16 protein-coding genes and 1 pseudogene are annotated in these 17177 nt (G+C 69.6%); 12 read left to right on the forward strand and 5 right to left on the reverse strand.

All coding sequences use genetic code 11. The features are described 5' to 3' along the window. A pseudogene (locus A4R44_RS49880) lies at positions 1-1690 on the forward strand (glycosyl transferase); the annotation flags it as partial. A gap of 197 nt (positions 1691-1887) precedes the next feature. Here the strand turns inward: A4R44_RS49880 and A4R44_RS02525 are convergent. Next, positions 1888-2316, reverse strand: coding sequence for a metallopeptidase family protein (locus tag A4R44_RS02525; protein ID WP_067575981.1), 429 nt, complete (start codon positions 2314-2316; stop codon positions 1888-1890). 116 nt (positions 2317-2432) lie between these two features. Between A4R44_RS02525 and A4R44_RS02530 the strand changes: the two genes are divergently transcribed. From A4R44_RS02530 to manA, 5 genes are all read left to right on the forward strand, one after another. After that, positions 2433-2786 (forward strand): DUF3499 domain-containing protein, encoded by a 354-nt coding sequence (locus tag A4R44_RS02530; protein WP_067575983.1) that lies wholly within the window; start codon positions 2433-2435, stop codon positions 2784-2786. Positions 2787-2861: 75 nt separating this feature from the next. After that, positions 2862-4217: a phosphomannomutase/phosphoglucomutase gene (locus A4R44_RS02535; protein WP_067575985.1), complete on the forward strand. Its 1356-nt coding sequence runs from the start codon at positions 2862-2864 to the stop codon at positions 4215-4217. Positions 4218-4285: 68 nt separating this feature from the next. Continuing rightward, positions 4286-4504: a Trm112 family protein gene (locus A4R44_RS02540; RefSeq protein ID WP_067575987.1), complete on the forward strand. Its 219-nt coding sequence runs from the start codon at positions 4286-4288 to the stop codon at positions 4502-4504. 2 nt (positions 4505-4506) lie between these two features. Further along, a complete protein-coding gene (locus A4R44_RS02545) occupies positions 4507-5592 on the forward strand; it encodes a hypothetical protein (protein WP_067575989.1) in 1086 nt (361 codons plus the stop codon). Positions 5593-5674: 82 nt separating this feature from the next. Beyond that, entirely contained in the window at positions 5675-6916 is a 1242-nt protein-coding gene (gene manA / locus A4R44_RS02550; RefSeq protein ID WP_067575991.1) for a mannose-6-phosphate isomerase, class I, read from the forward strand. 15 nt (positions 6917-6931) lie between these two features. Here the strand turns inward: manA and A4R44_RS47720 are convergent, their stop codons facing one another. Beyond that, positions 6932-7099, reverse strand: a complete 168-nt coding sequence (locus A4R44_RS47720) for a hypothetical protein (RefSeq protein ID WP_157904808.1) — start codon at positions 7097-7099, stop codon at positions 6932-6934. Between the two features lie 107 nt (positions 7100-7206). After that, complete coding sequence (locus tag A4R44_RS02555) at positions 7207-7725, reverse strand: helix-turn-helix domain-containing protein (protein ID WP_067575993.1); 519 nt, start codon at positions 7723-7725, stop codon at positions 7207-7209. Between the two features lie 169 nt (positions 7726-7894). Here A4R44_RS02555 and A4R44_RS02560 point away from each other — a divergent pair, with 169 nt between their 5' ends. From A4R44_RS02560 to A4R44_RS02570, 3 genes are all read left to right on the forward strand, one after another. After that, positions 7895-8809, forward strand: coding sequence for a cation diffusion facilitator family transporter (locus tag A4R44_RS02560; RefSeq protein WP_067575995.1), 915 nt, complete (start codon positions 7895-7897; stop codon positions 8807-8809). A 78-nt stretch (positions 8810-8887) separates the two neighbouring features. After that, positions 8888-10441, forward strand: a complete 1554-nt coding sequence (locus A4R44_RS02565; RefSeq protein WP_067575997.1) for an amino acid permease — start codon at positions 8888-8890, stop codon at positions 10439-10441. A 279-nt stretch (positions 10442-10720) separates the two neighbouring features. Continuing rightward, a complete protein-coding gene (locus A4R44_RS02570) occupies positions 10721-11428 on the forward strand; it encodes an LPXTG cell wall anchor domain-containing protein (RefSeq protein ID WP_067575999.1) in 708 nt (235 codons plus the stop codon). A 296-nt stretch (positions 11429-11724) separates the two neighbouring features. Here the strand turns inward: A4R44_RS02570 and A4R44_RS02575 are convergent, their stop codons facing one another. After that, positions 11725-13950, reverse strand: coding sequence for a hypothetical protein (locus A4R44_RS02575; protein ID WP_067576567.1), 2226 nt, complete (start codon positions 13948-13950; stop codon positions 11725-11727). 128 nt (positions 13951-14078) lie between these two features. Here A4R44_RS02575 and ahcY point away from each other — a divergent pair, with 128 nt between their 5' ends. Beyond that, positions 14079-15551 (forward strand): adenosylhomocysteinase, encoded by a 1473-nt coding sequence (ahcY, locus tag A4R44_RS02580; RefSeq protein WP_067576002.1) that lies wholly within the window; start codon positions 14079-14081, stop codon positions 15549-15551. A gap of 278 nt (positions 15552-15829) precedes the next feature. Then, the gene (locus A4R44_RS02585) at positions 15830-16042 is read left to right on the forward strand and encodes a hypothetical protein (protein WP_067576004.1); all 213 of its coding nucleotides are present in this window, start codon (positions 15830-15832) and stop codon (positions 16040-16042) included. A gap of 61 nt (positions 16043-16103) precedes the next feature. Here the strand turns inward: A4R44_RS02585 and A4R44_RS02590 are convergent, their stop codons facing one another. Then, positions 16104-16646 (reverse strand): helix-turn-helix domain-containing protein, encoded by a 543-nt coding sequence (locus A4R44_RS02590; RefSeq protein ID WP_093573269.1) that lies wholly within the window; start codon positions 16644-16646, stop codon positions 16104-16106. A 47-nt stretch (positions 16647-16693) separates the two neighbouring features. Here A4R44_RS02590 and A4R44_RS02595 point away from each other — a divergent pair, with 47 nt between their 5' ends. Continuing rightward, positions 16694-17161 (forward strand): YbaK/EbsC family protein, encoded by a 468-nt coding sequence (locus A4R44_RS02595; protein ID WP_067576008.1) that lies wholly within the window; start codon positions 16694-16696, stop codon positions 17159-17161. Positions 17162-17177 lie beyond the last annotated feature (16 nt).

The following is a 17177-nucleotide window of genomic DNA, read 5'->3' on the forward strand; positions in this document are numbered from 1 at the left end:
GGTGCTCGGCACGATCGGCGCGATCTTCGCTCCGATCGGCGGTCCGGCCGCGCTCGTGGCGATCCTGCTGATCGGCGACATCCCGCTTGCCGCGCTCAGTGCGTACGTCGCCACTCGCAAGCTCGCTGTGCGCCGCTGGGTGCGCGCTGCTGTTGCCGCGACGTACGCGTTGCTGCCTGCCGCGACTGCGTCGGTCGCGCAGGGGCGGCTTGATGTGGTTGTGGTCCATCTTGTGCTGCCGCTTGTGGTGGCGGGCATCGTCCGGTTGCTGACCCGGCCGGGTACGCGCTGGTTGCACGTCTCGGCGCTGTCGGCGTTCGGGGTCGCGTTGCTTGGGGCGTTCTCGCCGCTCGCGCACGGGCTCGCGCTGGTCGGGCTGCTGGTCGGGTTCGTGGTGTTGCCTGCGCCGTCCGGGCTGGCTCGGCGGGTGCCGTCGGTCGGGATCGTGGTGCTGCTGCCGCTGGTGCTGTTGCTGCCGTGGCCGACTGTGCTGCTGCGGCATCCGGAACTGCTGCTGCAAGGTCTCGGCGGTCCGGCCGCACCTGCGTCGGCTACGGATCTTGCCGGGCTTACGCCGGGCGGGCCGGGGGCGTGGCCGATCGGGGTGGTGGTGCTCGCGGCGACGCTTGTCGCGCTCGTGGTTCGGCCGCGGAAGCAGGTCGTTGGCGGGCTGGCGCTCGCGGTGCTCGGCCTGATCGGCGTGGTGTTGGTGCGGCAGGTGCAGTTGACGCCGATGCAGGGCGGGGCGCCTGCGTCTGGGTACGCCGGGGTGCCGTTGCTGGTGGTCGGTGCCGGGTTGTTGTGGGCGGTGCTGGCCACTTGGCAGCGGGGCGGTCCGGCGGTGCCCGCCGTCTGGTTGCCGAAGGTGCTGGCGGTTGCTGGGGTCGTGGTGGTGGCTGCGTTGGCTGCCGGGGCGGTCGCGACTGGTCCCGAGGGGCCGTTGACGGCAGCGGCGCGGCCGCAGCTCGCTCCTGAGGTGGCGGCGGATGTCGCGGCTACTGGGCGGGCGGTGCTTGACGTGAGTGCCGGGCAGGTTCGGCAGACCGGGGGGCGGTTGGCGCTCTTCGGCGATGATGAGCTCGCGCCGGTCAAGGGGACGCCGGAGCGGCTGGCTGAGTGGCGGCGTGGGCTGGGGCAGGGGGATGTCGCGGCGCTCAAGCGGGTGTTCGCGGCTGCTGCGGCGGCTGGGGTTCAGTACGTGGTGCTGCCTGCTGGGACGGATGCGCGGGCTTTCGCCGCGGCGGCTAGTGATCTCGCCGCGGTGGCGGCTCCGACTTCGGACGGGCGTCCTGCGTTGCGGTTGCTGCCCAAGTCCGGGGAGGTCGCGTTGATCTCGCCGGAGTTGGCTAAGCAGGCTGTTACCGGCGGGGGTGCGCCGGGGACCAATCCAGGGATTTCGCCGGTGGCCGCGCGGTTGCCGGAGGTGCGGGTGCGGGCGTCGGAGGGGCCGACGGGGCGGTTGCTGGTGCTGGCGGCTGAGCAGGAGGCCGGGTGGCAGGCGAGCGTTGACGGGAAGGCTGTGCCGATCGTGCCTGCTTGGGGGCATCAAGTCGCGGTGTCGGTGCCGCCTCGGTCTTCGGAGGTGTCGGTGACGTTTCCGGGGACTGAGCGGGGGTTGTTGCTGCTGGTGCAACTGGCGGCGGTGTTGTTCACCGCGTTGACGGCTATTCCGTCTCGGCGGCGGGAGTGACGGGCTCGTCGCCTGGCGGCGACATTGCCTTGGGGGTTGCGTGGGGCACCCCGAAGCTTGAGTGTGCTGACGGTTCNCCCCGAACCGCAGGGAGGCTTCGTATCGGGGTGCGGGGGAGGGTCTGGGTGCCTCGGTGGTGGGGTGCAGTGGCGGCGGTTGGGGTGGGGCTGGTGGTGGCCCTCACAGACGGTGGTGTGTCAGTCGCCTTCGATGACGTCTGGTTCTACGCCTAGGTAGCCTGCGACTTGCTCTACCAGGACGTCGTGGACCAGGTCTGCCAGTTCCGCCGGGTCTTTGGCGCGTGCTTCCAAGGGGCGGCGGTAGAGCACGATGCGGGCTCGGGTGGGCAGGCCGGTTCGGTCGACGCCGGCTGGGACCAGGCGGGACAGGGGGACTGCGCCGTCGTGCAGCACTCCGTCTGCGGGGGCTCGGCCGTCCATGCGGACTTCGGGGACGTCGTCTACCGCTACGTCGAGTTTCGTCAGTTCGTGTCGCCAGCGGGCCTCGATGGGCTCCAGGGCGTCCAGCACCAGCGCGTCGAAGCGCTCCGCGCGGCTCGCTGCTGCGGGCAGGGACGCTGGATAGAGCGTCCCGCGCAGGCCCCGGCCGTGCCGGTCCCGTCGCATTCGCTGCCGTTGTCGGTAGTCACGAGCCGTCGCCACCGTCCAAGTCTATGCGGTCGCCAGGACAACGCGCGTGTCGCCGGTACTTCACTTGCGGCGACGCGCTATCGTTTCCGATCGTGCGGAGCGTACGGAAATGTTCGCGAACGGGTTGCCTCGAACCCGCTGTCGCCACGCTCACGTATGCCTACCAGGACTCGACCGCGGTCGTCGGACCGCTGGCCACCGCTTCCGAACCGCATTCCTACGACCTCTGCGAGGCCCACGCGCTGCGGCTGACCGTCCCGAAGGGCTGGGAAGTCGTCCGCCACGAGGGGGCCTTCGCGGCTCCGGAGCAGTCCGCCGACGAGCTGACCGCGCTGGCCGAGGCGGTTCGCGAGGCCGGTCGCTCTGACGTCCCGTCCGTGCAGCCCGAGCCCGAAGGGCCCTCCGGCAGGCGCGGCCATCTGCGCGTCCTCCCGGGGCGCGCCTGAGCCATCCTCCCGACCGGTAGGCTTTCGCCCGCGGCGCGAGTGGCGTCGCCACGGAACTAGCGGCGGGGAGAAGGCGTGCCAGACCTTTCGGGCATCGTGAAGGCCTACGACATTCGCGGCGTGGTCGGCGAACAGCTCGACGCCGCCCTCGTCCGGGACTTCGGGGCCGCGTTCGCGCTGCTCATCAAACCCGAGGCACCGGCCGTGGTGATCGGCCACGACATGCGCGATTCGTCGCCGGAGCTGTCCGCGGCGTTCGCCGACGGGGTGACCTCCCAGGGCCTCGACGTGGTGACGATCGGCCTGGCCAGCACCGACCAGCTCTACTTCGCCTCCGGCTCGCTCAACCTGCCCGGCGCGATGTTCACCGCGAGCCACAACCCCTCGAAGTACAACGGCATCAAGATGTGCCGCGCCGGAGCCTCGCCGGTCGGGCAGGACACCGGCCTCGCGGAGATCCGCGACACCGTCGAGCAGGGCGTTCCCGCCTTCGAAGGCCAGCGCGGCACCGTCTCCGAGCGCGATGTCCTCAGCGACTACGCCGCTTACCTGCGCAACCTCGTCGACCTCTCCGGCTCGCGGCTGCTCAAGGTCGTGGTCGACGCGGGCAACGGCATGGGCGGGCACACCGTCCCGACCGTGTTCGAGGGACTGCCGATCGAGATCGTGCCGATGTACTTCGAGCTCGACGGCACCTTCCCGAACCACGAGGCCAACCCGCTCGACCCGGCCAACATCGTCGACCTGCAAGCCAAGGTGCGCGAGGTCGGCGCGGACGCCGGGCTGGCATTCGACGGCGACGCGGACCGCTGCTTCGTCGTCGACGAGCGCGGCGAGCCGGTCTCGCCGAGCGCGATCACCGCGCTGGTCGCGGTGCGCGAGCTGGCCAAGGAGCCGGGCGGAACGGTGATCCACAACCTGATCACGTCGAAGGGCGTGCCGGAGATCGTCGCCGAGCACGGCGGCAAGCCGGTGCGCACGCGGGTCGGGCACTCCTTCATCAAGGCCGAGATGGCCCGTACCGGGGCGATTTTCGGCGGCGAGCACTCCGCGCACTACTACTTCCGCGACTTCTGGCGCGCCGACACCGGCATGCTGGCCGCGCTGCACGTGCTCGCCGCGCTCGGCGAGCAGAACGGGCCGCTGTCCACGCTCACCCAGGACTTCTCGCGCTACGCGGCGTCCGGCGAGATCAACTCGACGGTCGGCGACCAGGTCGCGCGGATGCTCGCGGTGAAGGACGCGTACGCGGGCAAGTCCGGCGTCGAGATCGACGAGCTGGACGGGCTCACCGTGCAGCTGCCCGGCGGCGCGTGGTTCAACCTGCGCCCCTCCAACACCGAACCGCTGCTGCGGCTCAACGTGGAGGCCGCCGACCGGGCCGCGGTCGAGGCGCTCACCGCCGAGGTGCTGGCCATTGTCCGGGCCTGACCGGCTGGCGCCGGATTGTGTCCGGAAGGCGCCCTCAACACCCCAACGACGCGTGGTATGGAGGAACTATGGCCATCACGCTTGACGCACAGCTGCTGGAGATCCTCGCGTGCCCGTCACCGGATCACGCGCCGCTGCGTCCCGGCACGCCGGACGACGCCGAGGCCGAAGCGCTGACCTGCACCGAATGCGGCCGGGTGTACCCGGTGCGCGACGGCATCCCGGTGCTGCTGCTCGACGAGGCGATGCTGCCCGGTTCGGCCGCTGACCATGGCGACAGTGCTTGACCATGCTTGACGATTCCCTGCTCGACGACTCCGCGCGGCTGGCCGACGCCGACCGCGCGGGGTTGCTGCGCGCTGCCGCGATGGCGGGCGCGCAGGTGCGGGCCACCGCCGAGGCGGCGGCCGAACTGGAGCTGAGCGAACGGCTGGACGTCGGGCGGCCGCGTTCGCTGGTGCTCATCGACCGGCCGGGGGTGAGCCGCACGCTCACCCGGCTGCTGGCCGCGCTGCTCACGCCGTCGTGCCCGGTGCCGGTCGTGGTGACCGAATCGGTTCCGGCCTGGATCGGCGCGCTCGACGTGGTGTTCGCGCACACCGACGACGCGGGCGACCGCGAGCTGGCCGCTTCGCTGGAGCGCGCCGCCCGGTTCGGCGCGTCGGTGGTGCTGTCCGGGCCCGCGGAGGGGCCGGTCGCGGCGTCGGTGGCGGGCAAGGGCGTGCTGCTCGTGCCGCGCGTGCCGGTGCCGCCGGAGCTGGCGTTCCCGCGCGGGCTGGCCGCCGGGCTGCTCACCGCGAACGCGCTTGGCCTGCTGGTCGCGGACGTGCAGGCGCTCGCCGACCAGCTCGACCTCGAAGCGGAGAAGGACTACCTGGCCCGCGAGTCGTTCGCCAACCCGGCGAAGGCGCTCGCGCTGCGGGTCGCGGACCGGGTGCCGCTGCTGTGGGGGCTCGACCCGGTCGCGGTGGCGGTCGGCGAGCACGCGGCGCACGCGTTCGCCGCGCACGCCGCGCTGGTGTGCGACGTGGAGGACTACCGGCAGGCGCTGGCCCGCCCGGCGTTGCGCCGCGTCGCACAATCGAACGGCGTGGAACGAGACATTTTCGCCGACCCGGACGACTCCGCCGGTGGCGTCGCGACGCGGGTGCTGCTGCTGTCGGTGCGGACCGGCCCGGCCGCCGAGGCGGCCCGGTACCAAGCCGAGGAGTTCCTGCCGGGTGCGGACCTGATCGCGCCAGCCGAGGAGATCGAGGCCGACGAGATCGTCCGCGCCGCGGTGCTGGCGCTGCGGTTCGAGCTGGCCGCGGTGTACCTGGGGCTGGCGGCGGGCAGCATCGGCGGGGCCGGGAGATACGAACCGGCCTCCGCCTGAGGGAGCAGGGGGGAACGCGGGCAGGCGGTTCCGCCGCCGCGTGCGTCGGCCCAGTGCCGACGGGAAGGATGGGGAGTTGACAGTGGAGCTGTTGCGCAACGCCGTACGGCCCTACGCCTGGGGATCGCGAACGGCGATCCCGCAGTTGCAGGGACGCCCGGTGCCGGCGCCGCACCCCGAGGCCGAGCTGTGGATGGGAGCGCACCCAGGGGACCCGTCGCACGTGCTCGGCCCGGACGGCGCCGAACTGAGCCTGCTCGAACTCGTCGACGCCGATCCGGTCGGCCAGCTCGGCGAGGATTGCGCGCGGCGCTGGGGCAACCGGCTGCCGTTCCTGCTGAAGATCCTCGCCGCGGAAGAACCGCTGTCGATGCAGGCGCATCCGTCGGCGGCGCAGGCGGCCGAGGGACACGCCCGCGAGGAGAAGCTGGGCATCCCGCGCGACGCCGCGAACCGGAATTACCCGGACCCCACGGCGAAGCCGGAGCTGGTCTGCGCGCTGACGGAGTTCCACGCGCTCGCCGGGTTCCGCGACCCGAACCGCACGGTCAAGCTGCTGAAGGCGATCGAGACGCCCGGGCTGGGCAAGTACACCGGCCTGCTGGAAGCCCAACCGGATCCGGCGGGCCTGCGTGCGCTGTTCACCACCTGGATCACGCTGCCGCAGTCCGCACTGGACGAACTGCTGCCGGAGGTGCTCGACGCGTGCGTCCGGCACGTCCAGGACCACGGCGAGTTCGCGACCGAATGCCGCACGATCCTGGAACTGGGCGAGACCCACCCGCGCGACGCCGGCGTGCTGGCCGCGCTGCTGCTCAACCGCCTGACCCTGCGCGCGGGCGAGNCGGGCGAGGCGATCTACCTGCCTGCCGGAAACCTGCACCTGTACCTGCACGGCACCGCGGTGGAGATCCTGGCGAACTCGGACAACATCCTGCGCTGCGGCCTCACCCCGAAGCACGTGGACGTGCCGGAACTGCTGCGCGTGGTCGACTTCGCGTGCGGGGAAATGCCGGTGCAGCACGGAGAATGCGCCGGCCAGCGGATGGCGGTGTACCACACCGACGCCCCGGAATTCGAACTGTCCCGAATGGAATGGCCGGCGGGGGACGACGCCGAGATCGAGGTCGACTCGGCTGGGCCGCAGATCCTGTTGTGCACCGAGGGAGATCTTCTGGTGCTCGCTTCGGACGGGGAACAGGTGGAATTGCGGCGGGGGCAGTCGGTGTGGCTGCCTGCCGCGGATCCTGCGGTGCGGGTACGGCCGTGGGGCGGGGAGCGGTCGCAGCTGTTTCGGGCTACAGCTGGAGCCTGCGAGCTGTGATCTGACTTCAGACGTTCAGCGGCGCAGCGCAGGGACCTCGTCGAGGGCGAGGGGCAGCTCCCGATTTCCGAAGCGGGACAGGAAGCCGAGCATCTGCGCGAACACCGAGGTATCGAAGCCCTGATCCTGTTGAGTAAGTGGCGGACAGCCCGTAGACGTCGGTGAAGTCGCGTGCTTCGGCACGGTCGAAAAGTGCGACCACCGTGCTCTGGGCTTGCGAAGAAGCCGAGATCCTGCGTCGGCCGGCCCTCGACTGTTGCGCCAGCAGCGCCGCCCCCCCACTGGCGCGGTCACGACGTAGTTGCTGGCCGGACGCTCTCGATGAGCGGAGCCCAGGCAGCCCGCACACCCCGCGGCAGGACCAGTTCGTCCCACAGGTCGATCAGCAGTGCGCCATCGATGTATTCCGCGATGTGTTCGCTCGCTCCTTCCCTCAGCACGATCTCGTAGACCCTGGCCCGTTCCGCGCGTGCGGCGAGGTCGAAGCGGCGTTCCGGTTCTGCCCAGTCGAGTTCGATCGGCAGGACAACCGTCGCGAAGGCTTTCGCGAGGGGCAGCCGGGGCAAGCTGGCGGGTACTGAAATCGAACGGCCGCTGGTCGTGTGTTCGTGGAAAAGGAGCTGCGGCTCAAGGGCAAGCGTGAAGCCCGCCCCGGCGAGCAGGCGGATGACCGTGTCGACAGTGGGCGACTTCTTGCCCCTCTCGTACGCGGACAAGGTGGGGCGCGAAGTACCTGCTCGCTGGGCCAGCTCCTGCTGGCTCAGCTCCGCTGCCCTGCGTGCTGTCGTGAGCAGTTCGGCTGTGCGCATCGTCGCCCTCCTCACGGCCGCCAGGTATCCGATAGGATACCACCGCAGAGGTATCTGATCGGATACGTTGGGGAGAACGGGCAAACAGGGTGACGGCCCCGCGCTCCCCGCCGCCAAGGCTCCTCTAGGCTCCCACCGGGCAATTCGGGCGCGGAGCAGGGAGCGGGAAGTGTCAGCTGGCGGGGGAACCAAGGCGATCATCGCGGCGCTCGCCGCCAATGCCGGGATCGCGGTGGCCAAGTTCGCCGGCTTCCTGGTCACCGGGTCGTCGTCGATGCTGGCGGAGGCGGTGCACTCGCTGGCCGACACGTCGAACCAGGGGTTGCTGCTGCTCGGGCAGAAGACCTCGAAGCGGCGCGCCACCCGGGAGCATCCGTTCGGGTTCGGCCGCGAGCGGTACTTCTACTCGTTCATCGTCGCGCTCATGCTCTTCACCCTCGGCGCGGCGTTCGCGCTCTACGAGGGCATTCACAAGATCATCGAGCCGCAGCCGCTGGAGACGCCGGTCGTCGCGGTGGTCATTCTGCTCGTCGCGATCTGCCTTGAGGGATACAGCTTCCGCACCGCGATGGGCGAATCGCGCAAGATCAAGGGCAATGCGAGCTGGTGGCGGTTCATCCGCCAGGCCAAGGAACCCGAGCTGCCGGTCGTGCTGCTGGAGGATTCCGGCGCGCTGCTCGGCCTCGTGTTCGCGTTGCTCGGCGTCGGGCTGTCGGTGCTGACCGGAAACCCGGTGTTCGACGGCATCGGCACGGTCTTCATCGGGGTGCTGCTCGGCGTCATCGCGATCATCCTGATCGTCGAGATGAAGAGCCTGCTGATCGGCGAGGGCGCGACCGAAACCGATCTCGCGACCATTGTGGACGAGCTGGCCGCGGGCAAGGTCGAGCGCGTCATCCACATCCGCACCCAGTACCTCGGCCCGGACGAGCTGCTGATCGCCGCGAAGCTCGCGCTCGTGCCCGGTCTCGACACCGCCGCGATCGCCGGCGCGATCGACGACGCCGAGGCCCGCGTGCGCGCGAAGGTTCCCGTCGCGACACTGATTTACCTGGAGCCCGACCTCGACCGCGAGACGCGCTGACTGTCCGGACAGCTGGCGCCCAACTGACAGGCTAGGGTGGCGCCCGGTCCCCACGAAGGTCACCGCAGGAGGTCAACGTTGCCCGGCACTGGGTTGTGGCGCACTAAGTCAATCGAGCAGTCCATTTCGGACACCGATGAACCGGAGACGAAACTCCGCAGGAACCTGGGCGCGTGGGACCTCACGGTCTTCGGCGTCGCGGTGGTCATCGGCGCCGGCATCTTCACGCTCACCGCGCGCACGGCAGGGGACTTCGCCGGTCCGTCGGTGTCCGTCGCGTTCGTGATCGCGGCGATCGCCTGTGCGCTCGCCGCGTTGTGCTACGCCGAATTCGCTTCCACCGTCCCGGTCGCGGGCAGCGCGTACACGTTCTCCTACGCCACCTTCGGCGAGTTCATGGCGTGGATCATCGGCTGGGACCTGATCCTGGAGCTGGCTGTCGGCGCCGCCGCGGTCGCCAAGGGCTGGTCGTCTTATCTGCAGACGGTGCTGGAGTACATCTTCGGCAAGGGCACCAAGACGTCGATCGATCTCGGCGGCGGGTTCGGTTTCGACTGGGGCGCGCTGATCGTGGTGGTGGTCCTGGTGACGCTGCTGGTGATCGGCACGAAGCTGTCGTCGCGGTTCTCGATGGTGATCACCGGCATCAAGGTCGCCGTCGTGCTGTTCGTGGTCATCCTCGGCATTTTCTACATCAAGTCGAGCAACTACACGCCTTTCATTCCCGAGGGCAAACCGGCGGGTGCCGGCGAAAGCGGCGTCGACCAGTCGCTGTTCTCGCTCCTCGCCGGCGGCGGCAGCAGCTCCTTCGGCATCTTCGGCCTGCTGGCCGGCGCGTCGATCGTGTTCTTCGCGTTCATCGGCTTCGACATCGTCGCGACCACGGCGGAGGAGACCCGCAACCCGCAGAAGGCCGTGCCGCGCGGTATTTTCGGCTCGCTGGCGATCGTGACCGTCCTGTACGTCGCGGTGTCGCTCGTGGTCGTCGGNGTCGTCGGCATGGTGCCCTACACCGACCTGTCGACCTCGGCGGGCGACGGCAGCCACAAGACGCTCGCCACCGCGTTCTCCGCGAACGGCGTCGACTGGGCCGCGAACGTCATCTCCGTCGGTGCGCTGGCCGGGCTGACCACCGTCGTCATGGTCCTGATGCTCGGCCAGGTGCGGATCATCTTCGCGATGTCCCGCGACGGTCTCATGCCGCGTTCGCTGGCCAAGACGAGCGATCGCGGGACGCCGAAGCGCGCGACGCTCGTGGTCGGTGCCCTGGTCGCGGCAGGCGCGACGTTCTTCCCGGCCGACAAGCTCGAGGAAATGGTCAACGTCGGCACGCTGTTCGCGTTCATCCTCGTGTCCGCGGGCGTGCTGATCCTGCGCAAGACCCGCCCCGACCTCACCCGCGCGTTCCGCGTGCCGGGCGTGTGGGTCATCGCGCCGCTGGCGATCCTGGCGTGCCTGTGGCTGATGCTGAACCTGACCGTGCTGACCTGGCTGCGGTTCGTCGCCTGGATGGTGATCGGCGTGGTCATCTACTTCGCCTACAGCCGCCGGCATTCACTGCTGGGGAAGCGGCAGTCGGGCGTCGAACAGGGCGGGGCGGTTTCCGAGCCACCGCCGCCGGTTGCCGACTGACCTGTTTTCGCTGCTCAGCGGCCCGTCGCCCAGTGTGGGCGGCGGGCCGTTTCGCATGGGCGGGCACGGGCGCGCAACTCGCGGATTTCGGTTCGGGCGGCGACGCGAACCCAGGGCGATCGGGCCACTGCGAGTGCGATACTCTCCGCGTCGTCTTCCCTCTGACGGGTTAATCACTCTCGGGTAATTCGCGCGAACAGTGGTCGGGGTTCCTCCGGAGGGTCGTGGTTTTCCGCATGCGCTTTCCCCCGTTCGGAATTTCCTTCGAGGAGTAACTCCATGCCTATCCCCACCAAACTTCGCGCCGGGTTCGCGGTCGCCGCGGTCGCTGGACTTGCCCTGCTCGGCACCGCGACGTCGGCGCTTGCTTGCACCACCGGCGACGACCGCGGGCACCCGGTTCCGGGTACGAAGATCACTGACTGCAGCAAGGTCGAAGGGGTCAGCGGTAAGACGCTGGACCAGGGTGAGGTGAAGTTCACCGGCGGGGCCGGCGAGAAGACGCTGACGATCACCGAGGCTGCCGAGGGGGTCACGGTCGAGGCCATCGTGGTCGTGGGCGGCGACGACGGGCACGCGGTTTATGTGCCGGGGAAGAAGAAGCTGCCCGAGGTCGCGCCTTGGAAGGACCTGGTCGCGCCGCACAACCATGACGGGTCGCAGCCCAAGATCGATCGGTGGTTCGCCTGTGGCGTGAAGACCGCGCCGACTAAGCCGCCGGTTTCCGAGACGCCTACTTCGCCGTCTGAGCCGACTTCCCCCGCGCCGTCCGCTTCGCCCACTTCGGCTCCGTCCAGTGTGACTGTCGCGCCGACTACGACTAGTGCTCCGGCTGTTGTGCCTGCTGGGAACCAGAACGGGACCGGTGGCGGGTTGGCTAACACCGGGTTTGACAACGCTTGGCTGTTTTGGGTCGGCGGGGTGTTGATTGTCGGCGGCGGCGGTCTGCTGGTGCTGCTGAAGCTGCGTCGTCGCGGGACTAACTGATCGCGGTAGGGGTTCGGCTCGTCGCCTGGCCGCGACATTGCGCCCGGTCTGGTTTGGGGCACCCCGAAGCCCGATCGTGCTGACGGACGGCGGGTGCTTGTCAAGGCGGGAAGGATGCCTTGACAAGCACCCGCCGTCCGCATTTGCGGCTTCGGATCGGAGCGCGGGGGTGGTGTGGGTGCACCGGCCGCGGTTTCGCGAGTGGGGCGCTCTCAGCGGGCGGGCGGCGGTGGTGGTGGCTGGTCGTGAGGGAATCAGCGGCTGTGAGGGTGGCCCTCACGGACCTCCCGGGGGAGTTAGCGGGGGCGAGGGAGGTCGCCGAACAGGGAGCCTTGTTCGCCCAGGGTTTTGGGGCGGCCTAGGCCCGCGGCCATCGCGACCGCGTTGTCCCACTCCGGGTCGGCCAAATACTCGGTGTGTTTGAGGACTCCGGGGGCCCAGCGGCTGCGGCCGTCGGGGGCTCGCAGGGGGTCGGGGACCCAATGGTCGCCGCCGAGGATGAGGACTCCCGCGTCGTCTGGGGTGGTTTCCAGCGCGCCCCATTTGCCTTCGGGGAGGTAGCCCTCGCCCAGCAGGTGGCCGTTGCTCGTTTGGTGGCGCCAGGTGGTTACGCCGCCGCCGAAGATGTCGGTGCCTCGGCACAGTGCGCGCCAGCGGCCGTCCAGCGACGAGAACAAGTCGGCCAGTGAGTCCTGGGGCAGGACTGCGGGGAAAGCGCGCTGGTAGCCCCATTGCAAGGGGGAGCCCGCGGTGAGGAGGCCGAGTCGGTCGCGTTCGTCCGGGGGGAGTTCGGCGCTGAGTTGAGCTGCGGTGAGCACGGTGAGGATGCTGCCAAGGTTCAGGCCGGACAGGACGACTCGGGTGCCGGGTTCGGCGAGGTGTTCCTTGACCCGTGCGGCCAGTTCGGGAACGACCTTGAGCGCGTAGCAAGGGGGTACGCCGGGGTGCGCGGCGCGCGGCCAGAACGAGACCAGATCCGCCAGCGCGCCCAGGTGGCGGCTTCGTTGTGGGGAGCGTGCCGCGGAGTAGACCACTCGCAGCAGACCTGCGGCCAGCGCGCCTAGCGCGAATACGCCGATCGCCGAGACAGTGGTGAACCAGCCTGGTTGCAGGGTGAAGCCGAACCGTACGACCAGCAGTGCGATCGCGCCGACGCAGAGGCCCAGTGCGACGATCACGGCCAGATGGTGCAGGTGGCGGCGTTCCCAGGCCGAGCGTGCCCAGGCTCGGGCGGCGTCTTGTTCCTGTTGTTCGTCGTGTTCCATCAGTTCGACGATGGGCGGGATGCCGCGTCGGCGGCGGCGCAGGGGGACGGCGATGGCGTACCCGGCGATGGCGAGCAGGGCCATCAGGCCGAGTCCGCCGCCCCACAGGACGGTGACCAGGTCGTATGTCGTGGGCAGGGCCAGGTTTTCCTCGCGGAGCAGTTTTCGGACAGCGATCGCCAGTCCGGCGCCGAAACCGCCGCCGAGGAGGCCCGCGAGGGCGAGTACCGGGGCCGCTGCCCAGCCGCCCAGCCACGGGCGGAGCCGGCGCGGGCGGTCGCGCCAGGCGGGGCGGGCCAGCAGCGCCGACGGGATCAGCGCGAGTGCGAACAGCACGGTCACCACGAGCAGAGAGCCGCCGAGTCCTTCGACGGTGTTGTCGACGCCGGGCAACCGGTTGTCGACTGGCGCGGCCAGCACGGTGGCGTAGATGACCAGCAGCGTCGCGAAGGTGAGCAAGCTTCGGCGTGCGATGGCACCGGTGTCGCTGCCGATCGCGCCGCCGAGCAAAACCGCGAGGACCAGGGCGAGGGTGCAAATCCACGCGATCAATTGCGGGATTTTCGTGGGCACGTGGAATGGTCCGCCCAGCAAAAGCAAGGCGATGCAGGCTAGTGCGGCAACGGCGTGCGTCGCGGACATTCCGGGCGCTTCCGGATCGGCGCGCAACCGCATCGGGACGCCTTTGCGGCCGGGATGTCCGGGCGGGCGGACGCGCCAGTTCGTCGCCGAGATCCGGTGCAGGGCGTAGACCAGGGCCAAGAGCAGCGCTACGCCGATGCCGATCCGCAGCGGTCCCTCGCGCAGCTCCGGGGCCACCCAGGTGAGGCAGGCGCGTCCGGGGGCGAGGCATTGGGCGGCGACGAGGTCCAGTACCGCGGCCGCGACCTGGCTGACCAGCAGCATGGTGAGCAGCACCGAGGCGATCCGCAGCAGGCCGCGGCACAGGCCGCCGAGCCAGCGGCCGCGGTGGACCGGCGGCAGCATCCAGAACGCGACGTTCGCCAGCGAGAACGGGAACAGCAGCGCCCAGGCGGCCTTCGCGACGCCGCCGGAGGTCATGCCGCTCCACAGGTAGCCTTCGACGGTGCGCGGGATCGACCGGCCGAGCGCGGGTACCACCGGACCGGGAGCCGGGCGCCGCAGCCGGTCGGCCGGGCGCACCACGCGGCCGAGTTCGTCGCCGGCGACGTCGACGGTCTGGACCGTGTCGAGGAGCGTCTCGCCGCTCGTGCCCACGAGTCCGGACACCCTCATTTCGACGATGCGGGTGTCAGGGCCGGGGAGCGGGGCGGGCACGGTGATTCTCTCCTCATCCGTTCGAGTCAGGGTCGAGCCGACAACGGTACTGTTCAGGTGCCATCAAACCTTGGAGGAACCGCACTATGACCCCCGAAAGCGTTGTCAAGCGGCACGACACCCGGGGCGGCATCGAATTCGCCGTCGCCGATCTCGAGGCCGCCGAGTTCGGCCGGAAGGAGATCCGGCTCGCCGAGCACGAGATGCCCGGCCTGATGGCGCTGCGTCGCGAATACGCTGAGGTCTACCCGCTGCGCGGGGCGCGAATCGCCGGTTCGCTGCACATGACCGTGCAGACCGCGGTGCTGATCGAGACGCTGGTGGCGCTCGGCGCTGAGGTGCGCTGGGCTTCGTGCAACATTTTCTCCACCCAGGACCACGCCGCGGCCGCGGTCGTCGTCGGACCGCACGGCACGCCCGAGGAGCCCAAGGGCGTCCCGGTGTTCGCGTGGAAGGGCGAAACGCTCGAAGAGTACTGGTGGTGTACTGAGCGGATGCTCACGTGGGAGGGCGAAGGCCCGAACATGATCCTCGACGACGGCGGCGACGCCACCATGCTGGTGCACAAGGGCACCGAGTACGAGAAGGCAGGCGTGGTTCCGTCCGCCGAGGACGAGGACCCCGAGGAGTGGAAGGTCTTCCTGGAGCTGCTGCGCGCGTCGCTCGCGGCGGACAAGGGCAAGTGGACCGCCATCGGGCAGAGCGTCAAGGGCGTCACCGAGGAGACCACCACCGGCGTGCTGCGGCTGTACCAGCTGGCGGCCGCGGGCGAGCTGCTGTTCCCGGCGATCAACGTCAACGACTCGGTGACGAAGTCGAAGTTCGACAACCGCTACGGCATCCGCCACTCGCTGATCGACGGCATCAACCGCGGCACCGACGTGCTGATCGGCGGCAAGGTCGCGGTGGTCTGCGGCTACGGCGACGTCGGCAAGGGCGCCGCGGAATCGCTGCGCGGTCAGGGCGCCCGGGTGATCATCACCGAGATCGACCCGATCTGCGCGCTGCAGGCGATGATGGACGGCTACGAGGTCAAGCGCCTGGAAACAGTGCTGGACGAGGGCGACATCTACGTGACCACCACCGGCAACAAGAACGTGGTGATGGTCGAGCACATGGCGCGGATGAAGCACCAGGCGATTGTCGGCAACATCGGCCACTTCGACAACGAACTCGACATGGCCGGCCTCGCCCGTTACCCCGGCGTGCGGCGCGTGAACATCAAGCCGCAGGTCGACGAGTGGGTGTTCCCGGACGGCAAGAGCATTCTCGTGCTTTCCGAGGGCCGGCTGCTGAACCTGGGCAACGCGACCGGGCACCCGAGCTTCGTGATGTCGAACAGCTTCGCGAACCAGGTCATCGCGCAGGTCGAACTCTTCACCAAGACCGAGGAGTACGACAAGGAGGTCTACCGGCTTCCGAAGAAGCTGGACGAAAAGGTCGCGCGGATCCACCTTGAGGCGCTGGGCGGCGAGCTGACGAAGCTTTCGAAGGAACAGGCGGAATACATCGACGTGGACGTCGAGGGCCCGTTCAAGTCGGAGCACTATCGTTACTGATCGCTGACGCTGAAGCCGCCCCGGAATGCGTTTCGGGGCGGCTTTTGTCTGCGATTGATCACTCGCGTCGACGACGAGCTGCACGCTCGGCTGAAGGCCGGGGCCGAGGCTGAGCGACGCTGGAGGCATGGAAGGCCCGGCTGCTCGCGGAGGGCAAGCTGATCACCTTCGAGCCTGAACGGGAGCCGGTCGGCCTTGACGAACTGGAGCGGCGTTCGGCTGGATGAGGCGCGTCGTGCAGTGAGGCGCTCGGCTGGTCGCCGGGGTGTTCTTCGCCGGTGAGCCTGAGCATGCTGAGTTGCGCGACCTGCGGGAACCGGGTTCTCGCCAATGAGCTGACCCGGATCGAGTCCGCGAGCGCGATGGCGGCGGCCAAGCGATCCGGGCGCATCCCGGATGCGCGGGAGTTTCTCGATCAGTTCGATGCGATGAGCCGTTCGCCGAAAACTATTTTCTCCGCGCGCTCGACGCGTTTCACCGCGCGGTCGTGATGAGGGAAACCGGCGATCTCACCGGTGGTGAACCCGGCACTGCCAACGGGCTCCTCGTCCGCTAACGCGGATACCGCATCGTCAGCACCGCAGTGGCCGGCCCGCCGATTCCGCGATAAACATGGTCCGTTTCCGCGATAAACGTATGCGTCCCCGCCGCGGAAACCGTCACCGGCGCGTCGACCGGCCCCACCTCCGCTGTCCCGGTGAGCACCGTCAGCACCTCCCGCACTCCAGGGCTGTGCGGATGCGACACCTGAACCCGCTCATGGATCGTCAGCCGGTACACCTCGGTCACGCCGTCCGCGTCCTCCCATCGGCCGAGCAGGGTCGCGGCCACGCTGTCGCCGTGGGCTTCGGCTACCCCGTCGTCGCCGAAGAGCAAGTCGCTCAACGGGATCGACAGCGCTGTGGCGATAGCGAACAGCGTGTCCAGCGTCGGGTTGCGGCGGCCGTTTTCCAGTTCCGACAGCGTTCCCTTGCCGAGGCCGCTGTCGGCGGCGAGCGTGGTCAGGCCGACGCCCGCGCGGGTGCGCAGCGTGCGGATGCGGGTACCGACCGCTGCGGCGAGGGCGCGGCCGTCCGGGGCGGGTGACGTCGACACTCGGCCTAGTCTAGTGTTCTGTTTACAGAACATCTGGAGGTGTGCGAATGTCGGCAGTGCACAACGTGCAGGAAGCGCTCGACGCGGCAGGCGTCGAAGGCCGGGCGCGGACTCTCCCGCAGTCCACGCGGACGGCGGCCGAAGCGGCGGACGCGCTGGGCTGTCCGGTCGGCGCGATCGCGAACAGCCTGGTCTTCATGGCCGACGACGCTCCGCTGCTGGTCCTGACCAGTGGCGCGCACCGGGTGGATGTCGAGGCGCTCGCCGCGCGGCTCGGGCGTCGCCGGATCCGCCGGGCCAAGCCGGACGAGGTGCGGGCCGCCACGGGACAGGTGATCGGCGGGGTGTCGCCAGTCGGGCATCCGGCTCCGCTGGAGACGGTGGTCGACGAGGCGTTGCGGCAGTACGCCGAGGTGTGGGCCGCGGCCGGCACGCCGAACGCTGTCTTCCCGACGACGTTCGACGAACTGGTGCGGATCACCAAGGGCACGGTCGTGAGTGTTGCCGCCGGTTAGAACCGGTGCCAACACT

The sequence above is a fragment of the Amycolatopsis sp. M39 genome (assembly GCF_001651785.1).
Taxonomy (GTDB): Bacteria; Actinomycetota; Actinomycetes; order Mycobacteriales; family Pseudonocardiaceae; genus Amycolatopsis; species Amycolatopsis rubida.